23 protein-coding genes, 1 tRNA gene and 1 pseudogene are annotated in these 26,273 nt (G+C 66.2%); 9 read left to right on the top strand and 16 right to left on the bottom strand.

Annotation, left to right across the window (positions count from 1 at the left end; genetic code table 11):
- The coding region (gene polA / locus VFH65_RS02870) for a DNA polymerase I (protein ID WP_353319624.1) at positions 1 to 2,630 on the bottom strand (2,630 nt) is incomplete at its 3' end.
- A 146-nt stretch (positions 2,631 to 2,776) separates the two neighbouring features.
- Here polA and VFH65_RS02865 point away from each other — a divergent pair.
- Positions 2,777 to 3,064 (top strand): annotated as a pseudogene (locus VFH65_RS02865) (alpha/beta hydrolase); the annotation flags it as partial.
- 153 nt (positions 3,065 to 3,217) lie between these two features.
- Positions 3,218 to 4,774, top strand: coding sequence for a hypothetical protein (locus VFH65_RS02860; protein WP_353319623.1), 1,557 nt, complete (start codon positions 3,218 to 3,220; stop codon positions 4,772 to 4,774).
- A gap of 11 nt (positions 4,775 to 4,785) precedes the next feature.
- Here the strand turns inward: VFH65_RS02860 and VFH65_RS02855 are convergent, their stop codons facing one another.
- Entirely contained in the window at positions 4,786 to 5,274 is a 489-nt protein-coding gene (locus VFH65_RS02855; protein WP_353319622.1) for a hypothetical protein, read from the bottom strand.
- An 11-nt stretch (positions 5,275 to 5,285) separates the two neighbouring features.
- Positions 5,286 to 5,675 carry a hypothetical protein gene (locus VFH65_RS02850; protein ID WP_353319621.1) on the bottom strand — a complete coding sequence of 130 codons (390 nt, stop codon included), beginning with the start codon at positions 5,673 to 5,675 and terminating at the stop codon, positions 5,286 to 5,288.
- 204 nt (positions 5,676 to 5,879) lie between these two features.
- Here VFH65_RS02850 and VFH65_RS02845 point away from each other — a divergent pair, with 204 nt between their 5' ends.
- The 3 genes from VFH65_RS02845 (at position 5,880) to VFH65_RS02835 (ending at position 7,872) form a co-directional block, all read left to right on the top strand.
- Positions 5,880 to 6,320, top strand: a complete 441-nt coding sequence (locus VFH65_RS02845) for a Zn-ribbon domain-containing OB-fold protein (protein WP_353319620.1) — start codon at positions 5,880 to 5,882, stop codon at positions 6,318 to 6,320.
- Positions 6,317 to 7,546, top strand: coding sequence for a lipid-transfer protein (locus VFH65_RS02840; RefSeq protein ID WP_353319619.1), 1,230 nt, complete (start codon positions 6,317 to 6,319; stop codon positions 7,544 to 7,546). The genes VFH65_RS02845 and VFH65_RS02840 overlap by 4 nt, the downstream gene beginning before the upstream one ends.
- A 92-nt stretch (positions 7,547 to 7,638) precedes the next feature.
- A complete protein-coding gene (locus VFH65_RS02835) occupies positions 7,639 to 7,872 on the top strand; it encodes a DUF167 domain-containing protein (protein ID WP_353319618.1) in 234 nt (77 codons plus the stop codon).
- A 107-nt stretch (positions 7,873 to 7,979) separates the two neighbouring features.
- On the opposite strand, the gene VFH65_RS02830 is transcribed toward VFH65_RS02835, so the two are convergent.
- The 6 genes from VFH65_RS02830 to VFH65_RS02805 all read right to left on the bottom strand — a co-directional run bounded on the left by VFH65_RS02830 (position 7,980) and on the right by VFH65_RS02805 (position 13,898).
- Positions 7,980 to 8,726 (bottom strand): ABC transporter ATP-binding protein, encoded by a 747-nt coding sequence (locus tag VFH65_RS02830; RefSeq protein ID WP_353319617.1) that lies wholly within the window; start codon positions 8,724 to 8,726, stop codon positions 7,980 to 7,982.
- Positions 8,710 to 9,537, bottom strand: coding sequence for an ABC transporter ATP-binding protein (locus tag VFH65_RS02825; protein WP_353319616.1), 828 nt, complete (start codon positions 9,535 to 9,537; stop codon positions 8,710 to 8,712). Before VFH65_RS02825 ends, VFH65_RS02830 begins: the two co-directional genes overlap by 17 nt.
- Complete coding sequence (locus tag VFH65_RS02820) at positions 9,534 to 10,703, bottom strand: branched-chain amino acid ABC transporter permease (protein ID WP_414688343.1); 1,170 nt, start codon at positions 10,701 to 10,703, stop codon at positions 9,534 to 9,536. Before VFH65_RS02820 ends, VFH65_RS02825 begins: the two co-directional genes overlap by 4 nt.
- A 32-nt stretch (positions 10,704 to 10,735) precedes the next feature.
- Positions 10,736 to 11,779: a branched-chain amino acid ABC transporter permease gene (locus VFH65_RS02815; protein ID WP_353319614.1), complete on the bottom strand. Its 1,044-nt coding sequence runs from the start codon at positions 11,777 to 11,779 to the stop codon at positions 10,736 to 10,738.
- Between the two features lie 82 nt (positions 11,780 to 11,861).
- Positions 11,862 to 13,076, bottom strand: coding sequence for a branched-chain amino acid ABC transporter substrate-binding protein (locus tag VFH65_RS02810; protein WP_353319613.1), 1,215 nt, complete (start codon positions 13,074 to 13,076; stop codon positions 11,862 to 11,864).
- A 198-nt stretch (positions 13,077 to 13,274) separates the two neighbouring features.
- Positions 13,275 to 13,898: an ANTAR domain-containing response regulator gene (locus VFH65_RS02805; protein ID WP_353319612.1), complete on the bottom strand. Its 624-nt coding sequence runs from the start codon at positions 13,896 to 13,898 to the stop codon at positions 13,275 to 13,277.
- Positions 13,899 to 13,978: 80 nt separating this feature from the next.
- Between VFH65_RS02805 and VFH65_RS02800 the strand changes: the two genes are divergently transcribed.
- Positions 13,979 to 14,052 (top strand) — tRNA-Leu (locus VFH65_RS02800).
- Between the two features lie 6 nt (positions 14,053 to 14,058).
- Here VFH65_RS02800 and VFH65_RS02795 read toward each other — a convergent pair.
- Genes VFH65_RS02795 through speB form a run of 4 tightly spaced genes read right to left on the bottom strand, consistent with a single transcriptional unit; the run spans position 14,059 to position 18,913 of the window.
- Complete coding sequence (locus VFH65_RS02795) at positions 14,059 to 14,895, bottom strand: hypothetical protein (RefSeq protein WP_353319611.1); 837 nt, start codon at positions 14,893 to 14,895, stop codon at positions 14,059 to 14,061.
- A 32-nt stretch (positions 14,896 to 14,927) separates the two neighbouring features.
- Positions 14,928 to 16,379 carry a sodium:solute symporter gene (locus tag VFH65_RS02790; protein ID WP_353319610.1) on the bottom strand — a complete coding sequence of 484 codons (1,452 nt, stop codon included), beginning with the start codon at positions 16,377 to 16,379 and terminating at the stop codon, positions 14,928 to 14,930.
- 15 nt (positions 16,380 to 16,394) lie between these two features.
- On the bottom strand, positions 16,395 to 17,972 hold the full coding sequence (locus VFH65_RS02785) for a thiamine pyrophosphate-binding protein (protein ID WP_353319609.1): 1,578 nt from the start codon (positions 17,970 to 17,972) through the stop codon (positions 16,395 to 16,397).
- The gene (speB, locus tag VFH65_RS02780) at positions 17,969 to 18,913 is read right to left on the bottom strand and encodes an agmatinase (protein WP_353319608.1); all 945 of its coding nucleotides are present in this window, start codon (positions 18,911 to 18,913) and stop codon (positions 17,969 to 17,971) included. The genes VFH65_RS02785 and speB overlap by 4 nt, the downstream gene beginning before the upstream one ends.
- An 83-nt stretch (positions 18,914 to 18,996) precedes the next feature.
- Between speB and VFH65_RS02775 the strand changes: the two genes are divergently transcribed.
- Complete coding sequence (locus VFH65_RS02775; RefSeq protein ID WP_353319607.1) at positions 18,997 to 20,496, top strand: PucR family transcriptional regulator; 1,500 nt, start codon at positions 18,997 to 18,999, stop codon at positions 20,494 to 20,496.
- Here the strand turns inward: VFH65_RS02775 and VFH65_RS02770 are convergent.
- Complete coding sequence (locus tag VFH65_RS02770) at positions 20,493 to 22,394, bottom strand: cellulase family glycosylhydrolase (protein ID WP_353319606.1); 1,902 nt, start codon at positions 22,392 to 22,394, stop codon at positions 20,493 to 20,495. The genes VFH65_RS02775 and VFH65_RS02770 overlap by 4 nt on opposite strands.
- A gap of 844 nt (positions 22,395 to 23,238) precedes the next feature.
- Here VFH65_RS02770 and VFH65_RS02765 point away from each other — a divergent pair.
- Positions 23,239 to 24,534, top strand: a complete 1,296-nt coding sequence (locus tag VFH65_RS02765; RefSeq protein WP_353319605.1) for an adenylate/guanylate cyclase domain-containing protein — start codon at positions 23,239 to 23,241, stop codon at positions 24,532 to 24,534.
- Here the strand turns inward: VFH65_RS02765 and VFH65_RS02760 are convergent.
- Positions 24,531 to 25,337 (bottom strand): alpha/beta fold hydrolase, encoded by an 807-nt coding sequence (locus VFH65_RS02760; protein WP_353319604.1) that lies wholly within the window; start codon positions 25,335 to 25,337, stop codon positions 24,531 to 24,533. The genes VFH65_RS02765 and VFH65_RS02760 overlap by 4 nt on opposite strands.
- A 29-nt stretch (positions 25,338 to 25,366) precedes the next feature.
- Here VFH65_RS02760 and VFH65_RS02755 point away from each other — a divergent pair, with 29 nt between their 5' ends.
- Positions 25,367 to 25,984, top strand: coding sequence for a TetR/AcrR family transcriptional regulator (locus tag VFH65_RS02755; RefSeq protein WP_353319603.1), 618 nt, complete (start codon positions 25,367 to 25,369; stop codon positions 25,982 to 25,984).
- On the opposite strand, the gene VFH65_RS02750 is transcribed toward VFH65_RS02755, so the two are convergent.
- On the bottom strand, positions 25,981 to 26,273 hold a 293-nt coding region (locus VFH65_RS02750; protein ID WP_353319602.1), incomplete at its 5' end, for a Dps family protein. The two genes, VFH65_RS02755 and VFH65_RS02750, sit on opposite strands and share 4 nt — an antisense overlap.

Genomic DNA, 26,273 nt, shown 5'->3' with positions numbered 1-26,273 from the left:
ACCTCCAGCGGCACATCGAGTGCGTACGCGCCGCACATCTGGTCTGTCACCAGTTTCTCCAGCGCGTCCCGCTCCCCCGGCGCGATCTCGAACAGCAGCTCGTCGTGCACCTGCAGCAGCATCCGTGACTTCAGGCCGCTGTCCTTGAGCGCCTGGTCGACGTTGATCATCGCGACCTTGATGATGTCGGCGGCGCTGCCCTGGATCGGTGCGTTCAGAGCTGCGCGTTCGGCGGCCTCGCGGACCTGCCGGTTGCTGCTGTCGAGCTCCGGTAGGTACCGCCGCCTGCCCAGCACCGTCGACGTGTATCCGTCTTTTCGGGCCTGGTCGACGACCTCGAACAGGTAGTCGCGCACCCCGCCGAACCGCGCGAAGTACTGCTCCATCTGCACTTTGGCTTCTTCGGTGGAGATTTTGAGCTGCTGGGCCAGGCCGTAGGCGCTCAACCCGTACGCCAGGCCGTAGGACATGGCCTTGACCCGGCGGCGCAGTTCCGGCGTCACCTCGACGATCGGCACCGAAAACGCCCGCGACGCGACGAACGAGTGCAGATCCTCTCCCGTCCTGAAGGCCTCGATCAGACCCTCGTCGCCGGATAGGTGCGCCATGATCCGCATCTCGATCTGGCTGTAGTCAGCCGTCATCAGCTCGTCAAAGTCACCCAGGCTGCCCTTGCCGACGACGAACGCGTCGCGGATCCGGCGGCCGGCCTCGGTGCGGATCGGGATGTTCTGCAGGTTCGGCTCAGTCGACGAAAGCCGACCCGTTGCGGCGATGGTCTGGTTGAACGTCGTATGAATGCGGCCGTCGGAGGCCACCGAATTCAGCAGACCGTCGACGGTGACCTTCAGCCGGGTGGCGTCGCGGTGAGCCAGCAGGTGCTGCAGGAACGGGTGGCCGGTCTTGTCGAACAGCGACTGCAGCGCGTCCGCGTCGGTGGTGTAACCGGTCTTGGTGCGCTTGGTCTTCGGCATCTCCAGCTCGTCGAACAACACGACCTGCAGCTGTTTCGGCGAGCCGAGGTTGATCTGCTTGCCGATCACCGCGTACGCGGCTTCGGCGGCGTCGCGGATCAGGTTGGCGAACTCGCTCTGCAGCTCGCCGAGCTGGTTGAGGTCGACGGCGATGCCAGCGGTTTCCATGCCGGCCAGCACGCGTTGCACCGGCAGTTCCATATTGCCGAGCAGCGACCACGAATCGATGCGCGCCAGTTCCTCGTCCAGCGCATCGGCCAGATCCATCACGGCACTGGCGCGCAGGATGACTGTCTGCACGGCCTGGTCATCGACGCCGTCGCTATCGTCGAGCAGCGAAAGCTGTTGCTGCTCAGGGTTTTCGGCGCGCAGCTCCCGCTTCAAATAGCGCAGGGAAAGGTCGTCGAGCGCGAAGCTGCGCTGCCCGGGCCGCACCAGGTACGCGGCCAGCGCGGTGTCCGAGGTGACGCCGGCCAGCTTCCAGCCGCGGCCTTCGAGGTCATGCATGGCGAGCTTTGCCTCATGCAGCGCCTTCGGTATGCCGGGGTCGGCCAGCCAGGAGGACAAAGCGGCCTCGTCGTCCGGGTGCAGCGTGGCGGTGTCGATGTACCGGCCGTCGCCGTCGGCGGCCACGATGGCCAGCGCGGTGGCGTCGGCGTCGAACGCCAGGTGCGTGCCGACCACCGCAAGCCCGAACCGGGTGCCCGCGCTGTGCTCGGCGAGCCAGGCGGCGAGCTCACCGGCCTCGAGCGCCCCGCCCCGCACATCGAAGCCTTGGTCGACCTCGGGATCGGCCGACGCCAGCGTCTCGAACAGCCGGTCCCGCAGCACCCGGAACTCGAGGTCGTCGAACAGCCGGTGAATCTGGTCGCGGTTCCACGGCTGCATCCGCAGCGTGTCGGGCGTCTGCGCCAGCGGGACGTCTTTCACCAGATCCGTCAGCTCACGATTCAGTACCACGTGCGAGAGGTTTGCCCGCAGCGCGTCGCCGACCTTGCCCTTGACCGTGTCGACGTTGTCGACGAGGGCCTGCAGCGACCCGTACTCGGCAATCCACTTCGTCGCCGTCTTCTCCCCAACACCGGGAATGCCGGGCAAGTTGTCGCTGGGGTCGCCGCGCAGTGCCGCAAAGTCGGGGTACTGCTGCGGCGTCAACCCGTACTTCTCGACGACGGCCTCGGGCGTGAACCGGGTCAGCTCGCTGACGCCCTTGCGCGGGTAGAGCACGGTGACGTCGTCGCTGACCAGTTGCAGCGCGTCGCGGTCGCCGGTGACCACCAGGACGCGGTAGCCCTCGTTCTCGGCCTGGGTGGCCAGCGTGGCGATGAGGTCGTCGGCCTCGAACCCCGGCTCGGCGAGCACCGTGATGCCGAGCGCGACGAGCACTTCCTTGGTGATGTCGATCTGGCCGCGGAACTCGTCGGGGGTCGACGACCGGCCCGCCTTGTACTCGGGGTACTTCTCGACGCGGAACGTCTGTCGCGACACGTCGAAGGCGGCGGCGATGTGGGTCGGTTGTTCGTCGCGCAACAGGTTGATCAGCATCGCGGTGAACCCGTACACGGCGTTCGTGGTCAACCCGCCCTGGGTCTTGAAATTCTCGGCGGGCAGCGCGTAGAACGCCCGGTACGCCACCGAATTGCCGTCCAGCAGCATCAATGTCGGCTTCTGGTCCGTCTTCGGGCCGGACGCCGTCTTCTTGTCGGTAGCGGTGCTGGCTGGGCTCACGGCCCTACTCTATGCACCCGCCCCGACACACAGTAGGCGGCGAGCCCTGTCCACCAGCGCGCGTGCGGCCGGGCAACGACACCGGCTACGGCGTCCGGCCGATGTCATCTTTCGATCCGCGCGCGACGGCCCATCCCCTGCCGTCGTTTCGTCAACGAATCAGGATGACCGGTGACCTGAACAGGTTCCGCCGCCTCGACTTCGTCTATGCGCTGAAATGGCCTGGCGATTCACTGCTTCGCCCGTCGTATGAAGGGGTTCGGGACGACGAGAACTGGAACGTCCACGAACTCGACGGCGCGCACAACCTGATGCGGGACTGCCCGGACGATCTGCTGCGGATTCTGCTGGACGTCGCCTAGCGCCGCGCCGTTGCTGACAACCTCCTGTGCACGATCGTGGCAAACCATGACTGGCGCGAAACATTTTCATTGAATTCGCAAGTAAGCCCCGCCAGATGTGATATCGAAGGGTCGCACCGTCCCGACCGAACCCCGTTGAGTTAAGGATGCCCGATGGCTCTGCCAGTTGCCCCGATTATCACTGCCGGACTTGCAATCACTGGCGGCGGCCTTTGGTTCGCCGCTCATACTGCGCCTCCGTCGGTGCCGGTTCCGACCGTGCAGCTGGCCTCGGTGGGATCTGAGTTGCCGCCGTCTTGCGATGAAGTGTGGTGCATCGGGTCGGCCGGCGCGGGGTTGTCGGCCCCCACCCCACCAGGCCTTGCCGCCGCGCTGACCACCTCCGTGAGTACGACCAATCCGATCAGCGCGCTGGTCGGCATCTTCATCTCCAACGGCACCGCTGACCATCCCAACGCCGGTCTGTTGATCGGCAACGGCTGGGATGCGACGGACGGGCGAAACGGTGGTAATGGCGGATTGCTATTTGGCAGTGGTGGCGCCGGCGGCACAGGCGTGGCCGGTCTCAACGGTGGGGCCGGCGGAAGTGGCGGCAACGCAGGCCTATTCGGCAGCGGCGGCAATGGAGGTGCCGGCGCGGCGGCCACCTCCGCCAATGCCGCGGGCGCTGGCGGCAACGGCGGCAACGGCGGATTGCTGATTGGCAACGGCGGCGCAGGCGGACTGGGCGGTGCCGGGCTCAATGGGGCGAATGCGACCAACCCGCCCACCCCGACCAGCACCGCCGGCGATGGCGCCAGCCTCGGCAACGGCAACGGCTTCAACAAGCCGGGAGTCGACGCCGGTCCCGGCACGCCCGGCGGGCCGAATCAGAACGGCGGCGCGGGTGGCAACATCGGCGACCAAAACGGCGGCGGCCAAAGCGGCGGCTCGGGTGATGGCGGTGACGCAGGCGTGGGCGGCGCCGGTGGCTCCGGCGGCGGGGCAGGCGGCGCGGGCGGCAACATCGGCAACGAAAACGGCAGAGGACTGAACGGCACGGGCGAGGACCCGGGAACGGGTAACGGCGGCAATGCCGGTGACGGCGGGGCCGGTGGCTCCGGTGGCGGGGCAGGCGGCGCGGGCGGCAACATCGGCGACGACAACGGCGCCAGCCAAAACGCGACGGGCCACGGCGGCGACGCCGGTAACGGCGGAACTGGCGGCACGGGAACCAGTGGCGGTGCAGGCACCGCAGGGGGCGCCGGTGGCGCGGGCGGCAGTGGAGGCGTGATCGGCACAGGCGGAGCCGGCGGGGCTGGCGGCGCCGGCGGTAACGGCGGAACCGGTGCCGCAGGTGGCATCGGCGGCAACGGCGGCAACATCGGCGCAAACAACGGCGCGAACGCAGGCGGACACGGCGGTGACGCCGGTGACGGCGGTCAAGGTGGCACTGGAGGCACCGGCGGCGCAGGCGGGGCCGGCGGGCAAGGTGGCTCGGGCGGTAGCGGCGGCGCGCTCGGCACCGGCGGAAAGGGCGGCACCGGCGGCACGGGTGGATCCGGCGGTACCGGCGGCGCCGGCGGCACCGGCGGTAGCGGCGGCACCATCGGCGCTGGCAACGGCAGTAACGGCGGCTCGCCGGGCCAACCCGGTACCGCCGGATCCAACGGCGATACAGGCAGCACCGGCGAGAAGGGCGCCACGGGCAGCCCGGGCAGCGACGGCTGACGAATTGTCAGCTACACGGGACGCGCGCCCGGCTCACCCGCTGTGAAACCCGTTGGCGGCGGCGCGATTTGACCGGTGCGGATCCAGTCGATCGCCATGTCCACAGGGTTCTGCGGGTCGACGAACACCGCTATCGTCGCGCCCGGCTGTACCCGTGCGATGTGCATCTGCGCGACGACCTCGTCGAAGACAGCGCCGTAGGGCGGGCTGCCGTCCTCGCCCTCGACCCGCGCCTGGATCCGCAGCACCGGCGACATGTTCATGTACGACCCGACCTGCCAGACGCCTTCGACGGTGACGGTGGCGCGCAGACCGGCGCCGTTGGTCAGCTCGGCGTGCCGGATCATCTTCACGCCGATCTCGCTGGCGTTGGCCGCTTCGTGAATCCGGTTGGGGATGTCGCCGATCTGGCCGAAGAACGACGACGGGCGTCCTTGCGACTCCAGATACTGCTTGTTGGCGCCGTACATCCGCCCCCAGTCCTTGAAAGGGTTAGGCATGATGCGCGCCGTCAGTAGCCCATGAACTTGCGGAACTGCTGCCCGACGGCCATCGACTGGCCCATCCGCTGCACCCAGCCGTCGAGTGCGGCCTTGGTGTCCGCCGGGTCCCACCCGCGCTCCTGGGAGAGGGTGATCATGCCGGCCTCGTCGTTGATGCCGCGGGCTTGCGCGTCACGGGCGAGCTCTGCGTAGTCCTGCAGCGAGATGCCGTTGATGGGCTGCCAGATCGGATCGTCCGCCGCCACCGAACGGGTCGACGGCCCGCCGAACGCGGCCGTGTCGATCGGTCCTGCGCCGCGCACGTGCACCATCCCGTCGCCCTGCTGCTGTCCACCCTGCTGGGCAAGCGCCTGCTGCGCCTGCTGTGCGGCCTTCTTCGCCTTGTCGAACAACCCCATCGGAGGTCTCCGTTCTTCTGTCCGCCGCCCCGTTGGCGGCGCTAGTGCGATTGAGTACAGACGGTGGCCATGGCTACCGATCCCAAGAACTATGTCGCGCATGGCGGCGGGTCAGTGGGGTAATCGACTACTCCAGTTGTCGGGAGCACCACCCCAAACTGGAACACGTTTCAGTTTCGCCGCCGGAGTCGGTACGCTGACCGCGTGTCAGCTGCATCTACTCAGCCCGCGATCGATGGCTGGTTCGCCACCGACGGGTCCGGTGAGCCCTACCTGATCGGCGGCAAGTGCCATCGGTGCGGGACGTACGTCTTCCCTCCGCGGGCCAACAACTGCCCCAATCCCGCTTGCGATGGCGACGAGCTGGCGCAGGTGCCACTGTCGCGCCGCGGCACGCTGTGGAGTTACACCGAGAACCGGTATGCCCCGCCGCCGCCCTATCCATCGCCAGATCCGTTCGAGCCGTTCGCCGTTGCCGCCGTGCAGCTGGCCGACGAGGGACTGATCGTGTTGGGCAAGGTTGTCGAGGGCACGTTGGCGGCCGACCTGAAGATCGGCATGGAGATGGAGCTGACCACCATGCCGCTGTACGTCGACGACGACGGCGTCGAGCGCATCGTCTACGCATGGAGGATCGCGTCATGAGCACCGGAGCCGCCCCGGCGGCGACATCCAGCCCCGAACCGCTCTACATCCTTGGCGCCGGCATGCACCCGTGGGGCAAGTGGGGCAACGACTTCACCGAGTACGGCGTCGTCGCCGCGAGGGCCGCGCTGGCCGAGGCGGGCCTGGACTGGCGTCAGATCCAATTGGTGGCCGGCGCCGACACCATCCGCAACGGCTATCCCGGATTCGTCGCCGGTGCGACGTTCGCCCAGAAGCTGGGCTGGAACGGCGTGCCCGTGTCGTCGTCGTATGCGGCGTGTGCCAGCGGATCGCAGGCACTGCAGAGCGCTCGGGCGCAGATCCTTGCGGGCTTTTGCGACGTCGCGTTGGTCATCGGCGCGGATACCACGCCAAAGGGCTTCTTCGCGCCGGTCGGCGGGGAACGCCGCAACGACCCAGACTGGCAGCGATTCCACCTGATCGGGGCCACGAACACGGTGTATTTCGCGCTGCTTGCCCGTCGCCGGATGGATCTGTACGGCGCCACGCTCGAGGACTTCGCGCAGGTGAAGGTCAAGAACGCCAAGCATGGGCTGCAGAACCCCAACGCGCGGTACCGCAAGGAAGCCACCGTCGAGGACGTCCTTGCCAGTCCCGTGGTATCGGATCCCCTTCGGCTGCTTGATATTTGCGCAACGTCCGACGGCGCGGCGGCGCTGATCGTTGCCAGCAAGGCCTTTGCCGAGAAGCACCTTGGTTCGGTCGAGGGCGTGCCGTCGGTGCGCGCGGTGAGCACCGTGACGCCGCAGTACCCGCAGCACCTGCCCGAATTGCCGGATATCGCAACCGATTCCACCGCTGTGGTGTCCGCACCGGAACGGGTGTTCAAGGACCAGATCCTCGACGCCGCCTATGCCGAGGCCGGGATCGGCCCCGAAGATCTGTCGCTGGCCGAGGTGTATGACCTGTCCACCGCGCTGGAACTCGACTGGTACGAGCATCTGGGTCTGTGCCCCAAGGGTGAGGCCGAGCAGCTGTTGCGTAGCGGCGCAACGACAATCGGCGGCCGCATTCCCGTCAACGCGTCAGGCGGGCTGGCCAGCTTCGGCGAGGCCATTCCCGCGCAGGCCATTGCGCAGGTGTGCGAGTTGACGTGGCAGCTGCGCGGGCAGGCCACGGGCCGTCAGGTCGAGGGCGCGAAGGTCGGCGTCACCGCCAACCAGGGCCTGTTCGGCCACGGCTCGTCGGTGATCGTCGCCCGCTAGATTCTCGCGCCACTGCAGCGACCGTGCGTGTCTGTTGCCCGACACGCCGCTGAACGCCAGCAATTCGCGCACGCTCGCGCGAAGATTAGGCGGTGCCTGGCAGCGAGTTCGTCGTCGTCCGGGTCAAACCCGGCAGCCGGAAAGGCCCGCTCGTCGCGGTCGATGATGACGGTGATCTGACGATCTACGTGCAAGAGCGCGCTGTCGACGGGAAAGCCAACGCCGCCGTCGTGAAGATGCTTGCCAAGCACCTCGGTGTGCCAACGAGTCGGCTGGAACTGGTGTCCGGGACGGCGGGGCGCGTCAAACGATTTCGGGTCATTTAACGTGCGACGCACGCTCAGGTGCCGCGAGTGTGCTGAAAATGCGGGCAAATCCCGGCGTGTCGGGCAGCAGACACGGACGGTCGCGGGGTTGGGTCACGCGGGTTGAGTTATGCGACGCCCAGGTAGGCGGCGCGAATGCTGTCGTCTTCCAACAAGTCTCGGGCGACACCGGTTCGGGTGATCTCACCGGTCTCCAGGATGTAGGCGCGGTCTGATCGGCTCAGCGCCTGCTGTGCGTTCTGCTCGACAAGCAGCACGGTGGTGCCCTGAGCGTTGATATCGGCGATGATCTTGAATATCTGGGAGATCACCATCGGCGCCAGGCCCATTGACGGTTCGTCGAGCAACAGCACCTGCGGCCGCGCCATCAAGGCACGGCCGATCGCCAGCATCTGTTGCTCGCCACCGGACAGCGTGCCGCCTACCTGGTTGCGCCGCTCGGCGAGCCTGGGAAAGGTCTCAAATACCCAATCCAGTCGTTCTTTGTGTTCCTGCCTGGAGGGGAATTTGCGTCCGTAGCAACCCATTTCGAGGTTCTCGACCACCGACATGCCAGGGAACACGCCGCGGCCCTCCGGCGCCTGGATCAGGCCGTGGGTCACCCGATGATGTGCCTTGACCTTGGTGATGTCTTCGCCTTGGAACCACACCGATCCCGATGTCAGCGGCAGCATTCCCGAGATGGCCCGCATCGTGGTGGACTTGCCTGCGCCGTTAGAACCGAGCAGCGTGACCAGCTCGCCCTCGTGGACCTGTAGCGAAATGCCGTGCAGCGCACGGATTCGTCCGTACTGCACGACGAGGTCGCGCACCTCGAGAACGACCGGGCGTGACGACTCAACCGACTGTGTCATCGGGCACTCCCAAGTAGGCGGCGATGACCTGCGGGTCCTCGCGGATTTCGGCGGGCAGGCCGTCGGCGATCTTGCGGCCGAACTCCAGCACGATGATGCGGTCGGTCACCCCCATCACCAGCCGCATGTCGTGTTCGATGAGCAGCACGGTGTAGCCGTCGTCGCGGATCTTGCGGATCAACTCGATCAGCGCGGCCTTCTCCCGCGGGTTGAACCCCGCGGCCGGTTCGTCCAGGCACAGCAGCTTTGGCTCGGTGGCCAGCGCGCGGGCGATCTCCAGGCGCCGCTGGTCTCCGTACGGCAGGTTCTTCGCCTTCTCCTCGGCGCGGTGCCCAATACCGACGAACTCGAGCAGCGCCACGGAGCGTTCGACCGCCGAGCGCTCCTCGCGGCGGTGGCGCGGCGTGCGCACAAGCGCACCGGGCACGGACGTGTGATGGCGCGCGTCGGTGCCGACCATAACGTTCTCGAGCGCCGTCATTTCGCCCCACAGCCGGATGTTCTGGAAGGTGCGGGCGATGCCGCGGCGGGTGATCTGGTGGCGCTTGATCCGGCCCAACGGCGCACCGTCGAACGTCACCGAGCCCGACGTCGGCCGGTACACACCGGTGATCGCGTTGAAGCACGTCGTCTTGCCCGCTCCGTTGGGGCCGATCATGCCGAGGATCTCGCCGCGCCGAATCTGAAACGTCACCGAATCCAGCGCAACCAGGCCGCCGAACCGCATGGTCAGATCGGTTGTCTCCAAAAGGACTTCGCCTTCGGCGGCGTTGATCTCGCGGTGGACGCCTGCCAGTTCCTCGATCGTCATGCGGCCGGCTCCTTTTCGCTCGGTCGCACCAGATTTCGGGCGGCCTTGCCGTACGCCAGCAGTTGTTGACGCGCCGGGAACAGGCCCTCCGGCCGGAAGATCATCAGCGCCACCAGCGCCATGCCGAAGAACAGGTACTTCAGGTCGCCGAGGTTGATGCCGAGGAACTGCACGCCGAGCAAGCGGTTCGGCAAGTACACGATGATGAACGCGCCGAAGATGACACCGAGTTTGTTGCCCTGCCCGCCGAGCACCACAGCGCACAGGAACAGCATCGAGTTGATGATGTTGAACGTCGGCGGGGCGACGAACTGAACCTGGCCGGCATAGAGCGCACCGGACAACCCGCCGATCGCCGCGCCGATCACGAACGCCCACAGCTTGAACCGAAAAGTGTTGACGCCCATGACTTCCGCGGCGTCCTCGTCTTCCCGGATGGCGACCCAGGCACGGCCGACCCGGCTGCGCTCGAGGTTGCCGACCAGCAGCAGGATGCCGATCATCAAGGTGATGCCCAGCCAGAACCACCAGGTGCCGTAGTTGGCGTCGCCCGCCGAATTTCCGCTGGAGAAAACGCCTTCGGGCAGCCGCTCGCTCTCCCCCACCCTCGGATAGGCCACCTCGTTGAGCCCGCGCGGACCGTTGGTGATGTCCGACAGGTTGTCGGCAAGCAGCCGGATGATCTCGCCGAAACCGAGCGTGACGATGGCCAGATAGTCGCCCCGCAGTCGCAACGTCGGAGTACCCAAGATCAGGCCGGTGAGCGCCGTGATGGCCATCGCCACAGGCACAAGGGACAACCAGGCCCAGTCCTCACTGAGGAAGCCGGTGGGGCCCATGCTGTTCCACGGGCTGTTGGGGCTGGTAAGCAATGCGACGGTGTACGCCCCGACCGCGTAGAAGCCGACATAACCGAGGTCAAGAAGGCCGGTCTGGCCGACAACGACGTTGAGGCCGATCGCGATGATCGCGACCATCGCGAACTGCGCCATTGTGCCGCCGAAGCTGATGTTCGGGGTGTCGAGGAACGGCGGAGGAAACAGCGGCAGCAGGGCGAGCAGCGTGAAGCCGATCGCGCCGAAGCCCCACTTCTGCACCCGGGATAGACCGTCCCACCAATTGCGCAGCGCGTCGCCGGGCGCCATGAGTCGCTCACTCCGGCTCATGCGCGATCCGCCTTCGGCTCCTCGCTGGCTGCTCATGCTCTCGCCTTCCCGAGGCTTTCACCGAGTATCCCGGTCGGCCGGATCAGCAGCACCAGAACAAGCAACACGAACGCCACCACGTCTCGCCACTGGGTACCGAAGACGGCCTGCCCGTAGTTCTCCATGATGCCCAGCAGCAAGCCGCCGAGCAGCGCGCCCCGTAGGTTGCCGATTCCGCCGAGCACCGCGGCTGTGAACGCCTTGATGCCCAACAGGAAGCCGCCGGAGTAGATGATGCCCTGCGGCACCTTGAGGGTGTAGAGCAGCGCAGCCGCCCCGGCCAGCAGGCCGCCGAGGAGGAACGTCATCATGATGATCCGCTCTCGCGAAACACCCATCAGGGTGGCCGTGTTGGCGTCCTGAGCGACGGCGCGGATGCCGCGACCGAACTTCGTCCGGTTGATCGCCATATCGGTCAACAGCGCGAAGATCAGCGCGGCGGCGATGATGACCAGCGTGACGTTGGAGACCGTCGCCCCGAAGATCGTGAACTGCGTCTTGGGTTGCATCAAGATGATCGGTTGTTGCGCATTGCTCCCGCCGTAGCCCTTGATGATCTTCGGCAACACGAAGTGGACGAATTCCTGCAGCACGAAGGACATGCCGATGGCGGTGATCAGGAACGTCAGCGAGCGGGCGTGGCGTTTTCGCAATGGCCGGTAGGCGATGAACTCCAATCCGACCGCGGCTGACCCGGACACGAGCATCGCGAAAAGCATTGCGATGCCCAGATAGAGCACAGTCAACGGAATGCCCACGTTGTAGGCGTTTCCACTCGGCGTGAACCCAAGGATCATGTCAAGGCAGAAGTAGGCGCCGAACATGCCCAGCATGAAGATCTCGGAGTGCGCGAAGTTGATCAACCGCAACACACCGAACACCAGTGTGTAACCGACGGCCACGAGTGCATAGATCGCGCCCCAGGACAGGCCGTCGATCGTCAACTGCCAGAAGCCGTTTCGCAGGCCTTCCAGATTGAAGTTGATGTTGGCGGCCATGCAGGCGTATTGGGCAGGATCCAAGCACTGCTGAATCATCCGGCGCGGCTCCTCGCGAAAACGCTGTCTTCACGAGAACGCGTCCGAGCCATACGGTCTCGGACGCGTCCTCGGTCAGTTCCTATTGGACCTTGTAGATCCAGATCAGGCTGGAGGTCAACTCGCCGGTGGGCGTCCACTGGTACTCACGGGCCACACCCTGACCCTTGTAGTTGCGGACGAACTCCAGCAGCGCCGGCCGGGTGATGGCGCCGGAGTCGATGCCCTTCAACAGAATTGTGCCCAGGTCGTAGCCCTCGGCGCTGTATGTACTCGGCTCCCCGAACCGTTGGGTGTACTCCTCGGCGAACGTACCGGTGGCCGGTCCACACGGGCAGGACAGGAGGGCGTCCTTCGCCGCCGCGCCCGCCTGATTGACGAACGCCGGATCCTTGGTGCCGTCGCCGCTGACGAATGTGCCCTCGAACCCGCCGTCCTTCAGCTGCTGCGCGAACGGTGCCGCCTCTGCGTAGTACCCGCTGAAGAAGACACCCTTCGGGTTGACGCCCTTGATCTGGGTCACGGCGGCGGAGAAGTCCTTGTCGCCCTTCTTCACCGAGATGTTGCATCCGGAATCGGCGACAGGACCAAGTGTCTCGCGCATCGCCTGGGCCAGACCGAGGCCGTAGTCGGTGCTGTCATCGACCACACAGACCTTGTCCCACTTGAGGTTGTTCTTCATGTAGTTGGCGACCGACGGCCCCTGCACCCCGTCGTTACCCAGCCCGCGGAAGAACGTCCGCCACCCCTTCTCCGACAGCGTGACGTTGGTCGCCGACGCGGTGACGGCGACAAGGCCGGCCTGGTTGAACACGTCGCCGGTGGCGTTCGTTTCGCCGGAGAACGCGGGCCCGATCAGGCCGATGGTGAACGCGTCGTTGATGATCTGCGGCGCGACCTGGGTGGCCTTCTGCGGGTCGCCCTCGGTGTCGAACGTCTTCAGCTGCACCTGGCAGCCCTGGTTGGCGGTGTTGTGCTTGTCGACCGCCAGCTGAATGCCGTTCTTGATGTTGATGCCCAGCTGGGCGTCGGGCCCGTTGAGCGCTCCCGCCATCGCGATCGACACTGGCGGGCACTGCGCCTTGCCGTCGCCGGCGGGATCGGCGGCCGCAGCCTCCTCGGGCGGTGGAACCTCCGCGCCGTTCTCGTCGATCTGCACCTGCTCGACGATCTTCAGGTCGGCCTGCGTCTCGCCGCCCTCACTCGGCTCGGATTGTTGTTGGCAACCGGCAATCGCCAGCACGACCAAACCCGCGCTACCGATAGCAAATGCACTCCGTGCTACGCGACCGCGCACGTTTCACCTCCGGGTCAATGTTTATGTCGGCGTTGACGCTCCACCACTACTCGGGCGTATCGCCGACGCTTCGTCGTAGAACATAGCCAACGTGTGGCCGTAGTGCGTGATGTTGGTAAACGCGCCCCGGGTATCGGTCGATTAATTGCGCTGAACGGCTCGATCGGAAACGCATTATTTACGCGTTCGCCTCGAAATCTAGCGCGAGGGCGACGAGTCCTTGGGATCGTCGAGGGTCTCCAACACGACCTCGGCGACGCGCTTCATCGTGGTTCGGCGATCCATCGCAGCGCGCTGGATCCACTTGAACGCCTCGGGCTCGGTCATCCCCTGCTTGGCCTGTAGCAAACCCTTGGCGCGCTCGACCAGTTTGCGCGTCTCCAAGCGGTCCGACAACGTCGCGACTTCTGATTCGAGGGCGGCGATCTCGCTGAACCGGCTGACCGCGACTTCGATCGCCGGTATGAGGTCGGTGATGCTGAACGGCTTGACCAGATAGGCCATGGCGCCGGCGTCACGCGCCCGCTCGACCAGGTCGCGCTGACTGAACGCGGTCAGGATGACGATCGGGGCGATCCGCTTACTGGCGATCTCCGACGCCGCGTCGATGCCGTCGCGACGCGGCATCTTGACGTCCATGATCACGAGATCCGGTTTCAGGCTCTCGGCCAGGTCGACGGCCTCCTGCCCGTCGCCGGCCTCGCCGACGACCTCGTAGCCTTCCTCGCGCAGCATCTCGGCCAAATCCAGCCGGATGAGCGCCTCGTCCTCAGCGATGAGAACGCGGCGTGGCTTTTCGGCGTCGGTCGTTGACCCGGTCATGCGTCACATTGTGGCGGTCGCAGCCGCGATCAGCGACCTCGGGGCATCGTCTATGGTGGTAAGCCGCGCGAAATGAACACGCCCTCGTATCCCAACTGGCAGAGGAACTGGATTCAAAACCCAGACAGTGTGGGTTCGAATCCCACCGAGGGCACCGACGTCATTGCAGGAATCGCACGACATTCGCGATGTTCGCGGGCGGCAGCGCCTGCAATGCGCGGGCCTGCCTGAACCCCAGCAGGCCGCCCAGCGCGGTGATCACAACAATGCCTGCCGCACCCGGCAGGGCCACAGCCGCAAGTTCTCCTACCGTCGCGGCTCTGAGGTAGTCCGCGTAGCCGACGCGGAACGCAACGGGTATCCCTTGGGTGCCGATATCACCCACTGGCGCCGGCTGACGGTCGGTTCGCGGGGGTGGGGTCAGCGACGGAGGATGCACCTCCGGTGGCGACGGCGGCACCACCGGACCGATGGCGGGTGCCGGCGGCATCAAGGGCGGCACGACCACAGGCGGCACAACGATCGGTAGCACGACCGCCGGCGGCGCGACCACCGGTGCCGGCACTGCGGGAGCCGCGGGAACAGGCACTGCCGGAGCCGGCGCTGTTGGCTCCGCGCGAATCACGATTTCGCGCGAACCTGGCGCGGTCGGCACGGGCGGCAGGTTCGCCGGCCTGCTCGTTCCTGCGCTGCTGGGGACTTCGCCGCCACCGCCACCGCCAGACCCGCCGGCAAGGCCGCTCTTAGGTTCTTCGGTACCGAGCACCCCGTTGATGCGGACCTCGGGCACGTTGCTGTCGATGCCAGGAGCGCCACGGCGATCGTTGTCGTCGTCGCACTTCTTGTCGTTGCGGCAGAAGACGTCGAAGATGTCGAGATCGATGCCGAACAGATCGGCGGACGCCGTCGCGGCACCTGCGACGCCGGGCCCGGCGACCATCGTTCCGCACGCGATCAGGCAGCTGATCGCCGCTGTGCGCATCCACGACAGTCTCATGTCATGGCATTCTTGCATGTTCCAAGAGTTTGCTACACCGGAACCGCCGAGACACTCTCTCCGCGGCTTCTCCGATCCCATTCCGCGAGGACCTCAGGATCGGTGGGTTTGCTGGCCAGGCTGCCGACCACGTACACCACCAAACCGGAGGCCAAACCCCAGTAGATCGGGTCATTCGCGAACTTGTCGTCCACCGCGATCAGGGTCGCGAGGGTGGCGACCGTGCCGACGGCCATCGCCGCGACTGCGCCGATGTTGGTGCCGCGCCGCCACAGCAGCCCTCCGAGGATCGGCACCAGCAGCCCGCCGACCAGGATGTCGTATGCGACCGTGAGCGCGAAGACGACGTCCTGCAGTGCACAGGCGATGGCCACCATGAGGATGCCGAAGCCCGCGACATAGAGCCGATTGTTGCGGATGTGATCATGCTCGCTGCCCGCTTCGACGTCGCGCTTGAGCAGCTTGGCCACGATGTCCTGGCTGAAGACGGTCGCCGTGGCGATCAGCGCGCCGCTCGACGTCGACATCACCGCCGCGAGCGCGGCCGCTAGCACCAGGCCGGCCAGCACCGGCGGCAACTGCATCTCCACGAACTGCGCGAACGCGTCGTCACGAGCCTCCAGCGCAGGCAGCAGCACCTTGGCCGCCATCCCGATCACCGCGCCTGCCACCGCATAGAGCAGGCAGTACACGCCCGCCCCGGCACCGGCCCAGCGGGCCACGCCGGGACTGCGCGCGGTGAACACCCGCTGCCAGATGTCCTGCCCGATCAGCAGACCGAACGTGTAGACGACGAAGTAGGTCAGAATCGTGTCGCCGCCGATCGCAGTGAACGAGGTGGCGTCGGCCGGAAGCTTCTCGGCCAGTCCGGACATCCCGCCGGTCTTGTACAGCGCGATCGGCAGCAGGATGAAGAAGACGCCGATGGTCTTGATGATGAACTGCACGAAGTCCGTCAGCGTGATGGACCACATGCCACCCAGCACCGAGTAGATGATCACGACGCCGCCGCCGAGGATGATCGCAGGGACCTTGCCGATATCGAACAGCGCGCCGAAGATCGTCGAGTAGGCAATAGTCGACGTCACCGACAGCATCAGCGTGTAGCCCCACATCACCACTCCGGAGAGCACAGAAGATCCTGGGCCGTAACGCAATTCGAGCATCTGGCTGACGGTGTACACCCGCAGCCGCTGGATCCGGCCCGCGAACAGCAGGCTCAGCAAGAGGATTCCCACGCCGATCGCGATCACCAGCCACATGCCGGAGATGCCGTACTGGTATCCGAGTCCGACACCGCCGATCGTCGACGCGCCTCCCAGCACGATCGCGGCCATGGTGCCCGAGTACAGCATCGGGCCGAGCCGGCGGCCTGCGACGAGGAAGTCGGATTGCGTTGTGGCCCTGCGCTTGCCCCAGAAGCCGAACGCGATCATGCCGGCCAGATAAATGAAGACGATCGCTACGTCCAAATTGGCGGCCATGTTGGGACCGTCCTTTCAGCGGATATCGAAATGGATGAGGGTCGGGCCGTCGGCGTCGAGTGCGCCACCGACCAGCTCGGTGAGATCGGCGGCCGAGGTGGTCCGCACGCCGCGCGCGCCCATCGCCACGGCGAGAGCGGCCAGATCCGGGGTGCGCAGTTCGACGCCGATGGGCGCGATGCCACGAGCCACTTCCTGGTCGCGGATCTCCTGATAGCCGCCGTTGTCGACGACGACTACCGGCACCGGAAGTCGTTGTTCGACAAGGGTTATCAGCTCCTGCACCGAGAACATCAGCGCGCCGTCGCCGAGCAGCACGGCGACCGCTGCCTCAGGGCGTGCGATGGCAGCGCCGAGCCCGGCAGGAAGGCCGTAGCCAAGGGTGGCGTAGCCGGGTGAGTAGCAGAATCGCCGCGGTGCGGGCAGATCGAAGAAGTGCACCGAGCCGAAGTAGGTGACCTGCGAGCTGTCACCCGTAAGCACGGTATCGACAGGCAGTGCCGCGCGGACCGCCGCGTTGATCTCGGCGTATTGACCGGCGACCTTGGCGGCTTCGTCGCGGCACCCCGCGCGCAAGGCGCTCGCGCGATCTGGCGTGGCAGGCCGGTGGTCAGGCAATGCCGCCAGCAGCGCCGCGAGTGTCGTCGCCGCATCGCCCAGCAGGCGGTGATCGGCCGGGCAGTTCTTGTCCAGCTGGTCAGGATCGATGTCGCAGCGGATCACCGTCTCGGCGCGAATCTGCCCGTCCCACAGGTCGGAATCGCCCAACTCGGTACCGACTACCAACAGCGCGTCGCTGTCGGCGGCGGCTTTCTGCAGGGCGCGCAGCCGGATCGACGCACCGACCGACAGCGGGTGTGCCTCGTCGAGCACCCCCTTGCCGTTGACCGTGGTGGCCACCGGCGCGCCGAGCGCCTCGGCCAGCGCCGTCACCTCGGCCTGTGCGTCGACGGCGCCGCCTCCGACGATGATCATCGGCTGCGCCGCCGCGGCAAGCACCTCGGCCGCCCGACGAACTGTGCCCGGATCAGGCTGCGCTGCATCGGCTTTCGTGCACTGATGTGCCTCACCGGACCAGCTCTGCTCCAGCACGTCGAACGGGATCTCGATATGCACGGGCCGGAGACGGCCAGCGGTGAAGCTACCGAACGCCTCTGTCACTGCGGCGGCGGCCTCGTCGGCGCTGCGCACCCGTCGACTCCACCGCACCAGCTGATCCATTGCCCCTAGCGGGTTCTTGGCCTCGTGCAGCTGCCCGAGATCGCGTCCCTCAGCGCCGGTCGGCAGACCCGACGACAGCACCAGCATCGGCTGCGATTCCGCATAGGCCGTCGACGCCGCGGTCATCACGTTGGTCAGGCCGGGGCCACTGGTGGTCACCACGACACCCGGCCGGCCGGACACTCGCGCAAAGGCCTCGGCGGCGTATCCCGCGCCCTGCTCGTGCCGCGGCGTGATCGCACGAACTCCGGTCCTCGGCAGGTGCCGGTAGATCTCGAGGTTGTGGGTACCTGGGATGCCGAAGATCGTGTCGACGCCATGCGCGGCGAGCGTTTCGACGACGGCCGCGCCACCGTTGCGATGTTCGGTCATGACTTCGCCAGCACCGAGATCAGCTCATAAGCGACATGAGCGGCCGCGATCCCGGTGATCTCAGCATGATCGTACGCGGGGGCGACCTCGACGATATCGGCGCCGATGACGTTGGCGCCCACCAGATTTCGCAGACAATGCAACAGCTCCCGGCTCGTCATTCCGCCGGCTTCCGGGGTGCCGGTGCCCGGTGCGTGTGCGGGGTCCAGCACGTCGATGTCGACCGACACGTACACCGGTGCGTCACCGATCCTGGCGCGCATCCGCTCGATCACCGCGGTCAGCCCGTCCAGCTGGAAGTCGTCGGTGCCGATCACCTGAAATCCGAGTACCCGGTCGTCGGACAAATCTGTTGGCGCGTACAGCGGGCCGCGAATGCCGACGTGCAGGCAGTGCTCGGGATCGAGAAGACCCTCCTCGCTGGCGCGCCGGAAGGGGGTGCCGTGGGTGAACGGCGCCCCGAAGTAGGTGTCCCAGGTGTCGAGATGAGCGTCGAAGTGCAGCACCGCAATTGGGCCGTGATCACGATGCAATGAGCGCAAGAGAGGTAGCGCGATGGTGTGGTCTCCCCCGAGAGTGACGAGCTTGGTGCCGCCGTCACGCAGCTCGTCGGAGGCGCGCTCGATCGTGGTGATCGCTTCGGCGATGTCGAACGGGTTGACCGCGATGTCGCCGGCATCGGCCACCTGCTGGACAGCGAACGGCTCAACGTCGAGACGCGGATGGTAGGTGCGCAGCAGCTTGGAGGCGGCCCGGATGTGGCCTGGGCCGAACCGCGCACCGGGCCGGTAGGAGACGCCTGAGTCGAACGGGATGCCGACGACGGCGACGTCGGTGTGTGTCACCTGGTCCGTGCGCGGCAGGCGCGCGAACGTAGGCGGACCCGCATAGCGCGGCACGCGGGTGGCATCGACCGGTCCGATCGGTTCTTGCGGCGTCATAGCAAGATAGGTTTCCCCAGTACGCCGGGTAGCGATATAGCCGTTCTGTAGAAACGTTGGCTGCGCCGTTCGACAATGTGTCCATGCTCACCGTCGCGGAGCTGGCCGCTGACCCCGAACTCGGGTTGCAGCTGGTGGCCGGCCAGCGCGGCGCTGATCGCGAAATCGAGGCCGCGGCCGTCTCCGAGCTGTCCCGTCCCGGCCCGTGGCTGCAGGGCGGCGAGCTGTTGTTGACCATCGGTCTACTACTGCCGGAAAGCGCCGATGGCTGCCGGTCCTACCTCGTCGAACTCGCCGCCGCCGGCGTCCAGGCCGTCGGATTGGGACTGGGCGCCGAACTGCCACATCAGTGCGCGCCCGAGCGGCTGATCACCGCCGCAGACGAAGTCGGGATGCCCCTGCTGACCGTGCCGGACCCGGTTCCGTTCATCGCGGTGACCAAGGCGGTGTTCGCTTACCGCGCCCGCGCTGAACGCCAGGATCTGGAGTGGGCGCTGCAAACCCAGCGGGCACTCACCGCCGCGGCAGTTACTCCGGGTGGCCTGCTCGGCATCCTCGCCGCGCATCGCGAGGCGACCGGCCGGTTCGGTGTCGTCGTCGACTTGCTCGGAAGGGTGCTGGCCGAATCGGATCCCGGCGGTGAGCGACTCGTCGCACAGCTGTCGGAATTGCTCGCCTCCGTGCGCGATCAGGGCCTGACCGCGGCGGCGGCTGACATCAGCGACGGGCGGCGCCGCGAACTGCATGCCCTTGGCGCGCGTCGCCTGCGGGCCTGGCTGTTGATCGACGGCCCGGCTGAACAGCCTGCCGCACACCATGTTTCGGGCGATCTGGTGTCATTGCTGTCCCTCGAGCTGGAGCGACGGCACGGCCTGAACACCGCACAGCGGCGGGGCCGGGCGCAGGTTCTCGACCGCCTGGCGCGAGCAACGGTGGACGACGTGGTCGCGGCCCGCTGGCTGACGTCGGTCGGCCTGCCCGACGCCGACTTGCGGGCCGCCGCCGTCGCCGCGCCCGACGACGCCGACGACCTGGCCGCGGATCTGCTGATCACACTGCCGGACGCGTTGGTGCGGGTGGTCGGTGAGGTGGTCGAGCTGGCGGTGCCGCTGAGCACCGACCTCCCAGCGGTGCTGGGCACATTGGCCGCCAGCCGTGCCGCAGGGATCGGCATCGCCGTGCGGCCAGGCGCCCTTGTCGTGTCGCTGCGGCAGGCGCGTTCGGCGCTGCCTGCCAGCCGATTACAGGGCAGGCACATGCACGCCGAGGAGATTGCCAGCAGCCGCTTGCTGCTCAATATGGTTGGCGCGCAGTCCCTTCAGGCCTTCGCCGATGCGGTGCTCGGCCCGCTCGACGCGACCGACCGCGCAGACGAACTGCTACGCGGCCTGACCGCGTTCCTCGAGCACAACGGCCACTGGGGTTCCGCCGCAAGCGCATTGCACGTGCACCGGCACACCATGCGCCACCGCATCGACGCGATCGAGCGACTCACCGGGCGGCGCCTGGATTCCGCGCAGGACCGCCACGAGTTGTGGCTGGCGCTGCGGGCCAGGGACGCCGCCCGGATGTCGGCCGACTAGGCCGCCGGGGCGTCCGCCGACGCGTCGGCTGCCGCCGCGGGTGCGCCGGTCGTCACCGTCTCCTTGGCGAGCCTGTCCTTGATCTGGCTGACAGACGTGCCGTTCTTGACGCTGCCCGCCTCGTGCTTGCCGCCCGAGGAGGCGCCGCCAGCAGCCGTGCCCTCATCCGACTTCTTGTCAGATTCCTTCTTGGGCTCGTCCTTGGCTTCGTCATCGGATTCCTTGCGGCCCGCGGGTGTCGTCGCCTCCTCGGTGGACGTCTCCTCGGCAGGCGTGGTCGCCTCCGCGGATTCGTCGACCTCGGTGGCGGGCTCCTCCGAGATGGTTTCCGTCTCCTCAGCGGGAGCCTCGGACTCCTCGACTGCCGTTTCCTCGGTCACCGCCTCGATGACCTCGGGCTCGGTGACCTCGGGCTCGATGACCTCGGGCTCGGTGACCTCGGGCTCGACAGCGGGAACCACTTCGGCCGCAACCACGTCGGCAGGGGCCGCGTCGGCAACGCCGGCGGTATCGGCTGCAGTCGCCGTCTGGTCGGCCACCGTCGTGTCCGCCGACACCGCGGCTGCGGCAGTCCCCTCGGCTACCGCTGCCTGGATGTCAGCGGGAAGCGAAAGTGCGGTGGCGGTGATGGCGGGAGCCGGATTGAAGATGCCCGCGAACAGGTTGGCCAGTGCTTGGGCGATCGCGTTGACGTATGACTGGGCCAACGTGGTGAACAACTGCTGGAACAGCTGCCCGAGCGCCTGCCCGATCGCCTGACCGAGATCGGGCTGTTGTTGATTGGCTGCGATGGCGTCCTTGATGACCTGTGCGGCCAACTTCGGTACCCAGTTGCCCTGCGCGTCCTTGGTGAAGATGCCGAACGAGCCATCCTCGGTGCCGTCCATGCGGTCGACAGTGGTGTAGATGAACGCGGGACCGGTGTAGGACAAGTCGTCCCACGCGTCGAGGAAGTCCTCGATGAAGTCGGCCTGCTGCTGCTCGGTGACTCCGTTGACGCCGGCGGTGGGCAGCCCGTATTCGGTTGCCCAGATCTTCAGGGCATCATCACCATTGATCATCATCGTCTGCCGCATCGCGATCAGCTGCTCGAGCGGCGAGTCAGCCTTCCATGGCTCTGCCTCGCTGTACTCGCCCTCCGAGAACGGCGTCGTGTACTGATACGGGTGGAACGAGATCGCGTCGAAATACCCTTTGGCGCCACTGGCGTACATCTGCTCGAGGTAATGGCGGGGGTCCATGGTGATATCGCCGAAGTTGACGACCGCGCCCAGCACGCCGCCGACCACCAGCGGGTCCGTGGGATCCGCGCCGATGATTCCGTTGGCGTTCTTGATCGCCGTCCACGCGGCCTTCAGCACCTCGGTGTAGGTCTCGGGATCTGGGACCGGCGTCCAATATGGAACCGCGTTCGGCTCATTCCAGATCTCGTACGCCGAAATCTTCACGCCATACCGCTGCGCAACAGTCGCCGCGTAGGCGGCGAATGCCTCAGGGTCGGGCGCCGCGCCGACGCCCCAGCCGCCCTCATCCGGATCGGCACCCCAGGCCGGCGTGCCGTTCAGTACGGCGAGCACACCCATGCCGCGCTCGGCGGCCGCATTGATGAGGTAGTCGGAGCGCTGCCAGAACGTTGCCTCCCAATCCGGCGGCAGGGTTCCGGGTGGCCAGGGCTGGTTGCCGGCCCATGGAACCAGCACGCGGACCGTGTTCACGCCCAAGGCCTGCAGCTCATCCAGATGCTTGTCCATCGCGGCGGTGTCCGGCGTGAAGCCGTCCGGCATGGTCAGGCCATAGATGTCGGAGTCGGCGACACCAATCGTGTTGTTCGTGTTCTCGATGGAGGCCGTGGGGACGTACTCATAGTTCACTGGCTTGGGCAGCGGCTCGGTCGGCACGAGCAAATTAGAGACGTACGCACACAAGATGGCGATCGGCGCTATGGCAATCACCGTTGTGATCCCATAGCGCTGCAGACGGCGTCTCATAGTGCGACCCATGGCCACTCCTTATTCAGATCTCGGTCCGATGACATTCGCTAAGTCGGTTGGATACAAATTAAACTACGAATGCGATCAATGCACCTAATTGATAAGAACTGCGCAGCTTCCAACTTGCGGAGGATGATAAATCGCCGCGTCCGCCTGACTACGGTCGGAAAGCACTGCTAAAGGTCGCGCCCAATAACGCCGGTTTAGCAAAGAACATACCTATGGCATTGTTTGAATAGTCAATAATTGTTCGTACCGTTAATAACGGCGCAATGCCTGGTAATCACGTGGTCGTCACTTTTGAATCACAACGCGCGCGGTGAAGGAGCAGACCGGCCCGACAGCAACGACCGCTTCGCGGCAACGTCCCGTACCTATCGGCGAACAAGCCGCCCAAGAATTGTGGCAGAAGGTGCCAACTCAGCAACGGTTGGAGACCGTGGATTGCAGTCCGCGGAAGGCCTTCGGTGCGCACGCATACTCCGTCACGTGACGATGGACCCGCGACGTTGGTAGGCCGATTGCGGCGCGACTCGCATCCCGGTTTCGCCAAGACAGAGCCACCGGGAATGTGCTTGCGATTGGGCAAACCAGCAGTTTCGCAGCGGTATCGAAATCGGAATGTTTGAGCAAAACCAACTGCTTCGCTGTGTGGACAGAACTTCGGATACTGGCGGGTAATAATCCGTTTGCCCGCAGCGGAACCGAGAAAGCGCAGGTAGAACCATCCGGCAGCGATAGGCTTTGTGCCGTGGTGGACAAGGTGCGCCGCGTATGTGTGCCGGAGGTGGCGCTACAGAGCCGCGTGCCTGCCCGCACCCGACATCACGCCGAGCGGGTGGCCCGTCACCTTCGCGTGCTCACGCTGACGACACGTATCAGCGCCGTCATCAGTGGCTTCTTCGGCGGACTCCAAATCATCACCGGCGAAGGTGCGTGGTGGATCGGCCTGGTCAACTTGGCGAGCGCCGTTGTGTTCCTATTGATCCCGTTGCTTTACCCGTTCGGTGAGCTGGTCGCGCCGCTGACCTTCCTCACGGTCGCGTTCGCCTCGATCTCCGTGGTCTGTTGGCATCTGGGCACGGATTCGGGCCTGCAGTTCTACTTCCTGGTCGCGGCTTCGATCAACTTCGTGATTCTCGGTATCGACCGCTGGGTTCTCGCCTCTGCGCTGGCCGCCTTGAGTGCGGCGGTGGTGATCGCTCTCGAGCTTCTTGTACCGAACAACACCGGCGTGCAACCGGCCTGGGCATACGACATCAACTTCGCGCTCACCATCACCTCCGCTTTCGTGATGGTTGTCTTGGTCCTGTCGTATTCGCTGCGCGAGATCGCCCGTGCCAGAGAGGCAATGGAGTCCGAGTACGACCGATCCGAACGGCTGCTGACCAATATCTTGCCCGCGACGATTGCCGAACGATTAAAAGACCCGTCGCGCAACATCATTGCCGACAAGTACGACGACGCGTCCATTCTGTTCGCCGACATCGCGGGGTATACCAAGCGGGCCAGCGACACTCCGCCTGCCGAACTGGTGCGGTTTCTCGACCGCCTGTATACCGACCTCGATGCGCTGGTCGACCGGCACGGCCTGGAGAAGGTCAAGACCAGCGGCGACTCCTACATGGTGGTCAGCGGCGTGCCGCAGCCCCGGCCGGATCATGTCGAGGCGCTGGCCTGCCTGGCGCTGGACATGGCCGACGCCGTCACCGACCTCAAGGATCCGCGTGGGCGGGCCGTGCCGGTGCGCATCGGCCTCGCCGCTGGACCCGTCGTCGCCGGCGTTGTCGGCGCGCGCAAGTTCTTCTACGACGTGTGGGGCGATGCGGTCAACGTCGCGTCGCGCATGGAAACCACGGATGTCGAAGGACGAATCCAGGTGCCGGACAACGTCTATGAGCGCCTAAACCACGCATTCTTGCTGGAGGAACGCGGCGACGTGGACATCAAGGGCAAGGGTGTGATGCACACCTGGTACTTGGTCGGGCGCCGCGACGACGCCGTCCGCGGAGCCGTCGAACACGGTGCCGCGGCGGCCAGTCCCTAGTCCAGTTCGCTTGGCCGGGCCAGCAGTTCCAGCAGCGCGGCCGTCACCTCGGCGGGCCGCTCCTCCATGATGTAGTGGTCGCCACCGGTTAGCCGGGTCAGCGTGGCACCGGGGATCCGCTTGGCGAGCTCGGATGCCGTCGCGAACGGAATATAGCGGTCGCGGTCGCCCCAGATGATCGCGGTAGGACAGTCGATTCGCCCGAGACCCTCGGCGAGCTCTGGCACCGCAGGCAGGTGATAGTGCCTGAAGAACTCGACGAATGTGCGTCGTCCGCTCGCGGTGTCCATCCAGCCCAGATACTCGCCCTCGAGTTCGTCGTCAAAGCAGCCAAGCGCGCGGTATGGGCGCAGCGCAAAATGGTGGAGCCGCCGCAGCGGAAGCCCGCGCACGATGGCAGGCGCATGGACCGCGGCCCATCGTTGCCCCTGCGAGAACCGATAGAACCATGGCCGAAAGATGTTGTGCGCCCGCGTATTCAGCAGCGCCAATCGCATGACCCGGTCGGGACGGCGCAGTATGTAACCCAGACCAAGGAATCCGCCGTAGTCGTGGGCGATGAGATTGAAGCGGTCCAGTCCGAACGAGTCGGCCAGTCGGTCGATGCGTTCGACCTCGGCGTCGTAGGTCGGCGGTGTTTCTGGTGGATCGGAGCGGCCGAACCCGGGCCAGTCGGGGGCGATCACGCGGTGCCCGGCGGCCAGCGCGGGGATCTGATGCCGCCAGCACGATGCGCTCTGCGGGTAGCCGTGCAGAAGTAGGACCGGCTCGCCATTCCCGGCTTCGACGGAGTGCACGTTCATTTTTTGCAAACTAGTATAAAATTTGCTGTATGACCAGTGGACCGTCGAAGCGCCGCGGCCGACCGCGGGCCTACGACCCTGACGCCGCGCTGCGGCAGGCGCGCGACACGTTCTGGCGCGCGGGATATGCCGCCACCTCGCTCGACGACCTGGCCGCCGGCATGGGGATGAACCGCCCCAGCATCTACGCGGCGTTCGGGGACAAACGGGCGCTCTATCTAGGGGCGATGACCGAATACGCGGATACCAGCCGCGCCTGGTTGACCGGCGCATTGGCCAGGCCGCGGTCATTACGCGACGGGCTGCGTGCGGTGTACCGGTATGCGCGCGACTACTACCTTGCCGGTGACGACGGGCCGAGGGGCTGCTTTCTGCTCGGCACCGCCGTCACCGAGGCGCACCGCGACCCCCAGGTTCGCGTCCTCGTCGAGTCGACGCTATGCGCGTTCACCGAGACGTTCACCGAACGGTTCGAAAAAGCCGCGCGCGATGGCGAGCTGGCGGCCACCGGCCCAAATGCATTGGCACACATCGCGACTGCCGCGTTGAACTCACTCGCGGTGCGTGCAAGGACAGGCGCCGAACCGGCCGCGCTGGACGCACTGATCGACGCCACCGTCGACGTGATCTGTGGCAGAACCGCCTAGACCTTGCGGTTCTCCGACTTGATCAACCATGCCAGCTTCTCCAGGCCGTCGATCAGCTGATGCAGGATGTCGGCGGTGCTGGGGTCCTCGGCGTCGACGGCATCGTGCACCGTGCGCAGGGTGTCCACGGCCGCGTAGATGCGTGCGGTGATCAGGTCTACGACGTCGGTGGTGCTGTGTTCGTAAGCCGGGAACTGCGGCAGCGACGTCGCAGCGGCCACGGTGTCCGACCGGCCATCGGGCACCGAATCCAGCGCCCGCATCCGCTCGGCAATGGTGTCGCTGGCTT

This window comes from Mycobacterium sp. (genome assembly GCF_035697385.1).
GTDB lineage: Bacteria > Actinomycetota > Actinomycetes > Mycobacteriales > Mycobacteriaceae > Mycobacterium.
The sequence above is the reverse complement of the archived record's forward strand: the minus strand, read 5'-3'. Positions and strand labels throughout refer to the sequence as shown.

Coding starts and splice junctions, on each gene's coding strand:
- VFH65_RS02860 (WP_353319623.1), top strand. CDS start 3,218: ATGGCTCTGCCAGTTGCCCCGATTATCACTGCCGGACTTGCAATCACT.
- VFH65_RS02855 (WP_353319622.1), bottom strand. CDS start 5,274: ATGCCTAACCCTTTCAAGGACTGGGGGCGGATGTACGGCGCCAACAAG.
- VFH65_RS02850 (WP_353319621.1), bottom strand. CDS start 5,675: ATGGGGTTGTTCGACAAGGCGAAGAAGGCCGCACAGCAGGCGCAGCAG.
- VFH65_RS02840 (WP_353319619.1), top strand. CDS start 6,317: ATGAGCACCGGAGCCGCCCCGGCGGCGACATCCAGCCCCGAACCGCTC.
- VFH65_RS02830 (WP_353319617.1), bottom strand. CDS start 8,726: ATGACACAGTCGGTTGAGTCGTCACGCCCGGTCGTTCTCGAGGTGCGC.
- VFH65_RS02825 (WP_353319616.1), bottom strand. CDS start 9,537: ATGACGATCGAGGAACTGGCAGGCGTCCACCGCGAGATCAACGCCGCC.
- VFH65_RS02820 (WP_414688343.1), bottom strand. CDS start 10,703: ATGAGCCGGAGTGAGCGACTCATGGCGCCCGGCGACGCGCTGCGCAAT.
- VFH65_RS02815 (WP_353319614.1), bottom strand. CDS start 11,779: ATGATTCAGCAGTGCTTGGATCCTGCCCAATACGCCTGCATGGCCGCC.
- VFH65_RS02805 (WP_353319612.1), bottom strand. CDS start 13,898: ATGACCGGGTCAACGACCGACGCCGAAAAGCCACGCCGCGTTCTCATC.
- VFH65_RS02795 (WP_353319611.1), bottom strand. CDS start 14,895: ATGAGACTGTCGTGGATGCGCACAGCGGCGATCAGCTGCCTGATCGCG.
- VFH65_RS02790 (WP_353319610.1), bottom strand. CDS start 16,379: ATGGCCGCCAATTTGGACGTAGCGATCGTCTTCATTTATCTGGCCGGC.
- VFH65_RS02785 (WP_353319609.1), bottom strand. CDS start 17,972: ATGACCGAACATCGCAACGGTGGCGCGGCCGTCGTCGAAACGCTCGCC.
- speB (WP_353319608.1), bottom strand. CDS start 18,913: ATGACGCCGCAAGAACCGATCGGACCGGTCGATGCCACCCGCGTGCCG.
- VFH65_RS02775 (WP_353319607.1), top strand. CDS start 18,997: ATGCTCACCGTCGCGGAGCTGGCCGCTGACCCCGAACTCGGGTTGCAG.
- VFH65_RS02760 (WP_353319604.1), bottom strand. CDS start 25,337: ATGAACGTGCACTCCGTCGAAGCCGGGAATGGCGAGCCGGTCCTACTT.
- VFH65_RS02755 (WP_353319603.1), top strand. CDS start 25,367: ATGACCAGTGGACCGTCGAAGCGCCGCGGCCGACCGCGGGCCTACGAC.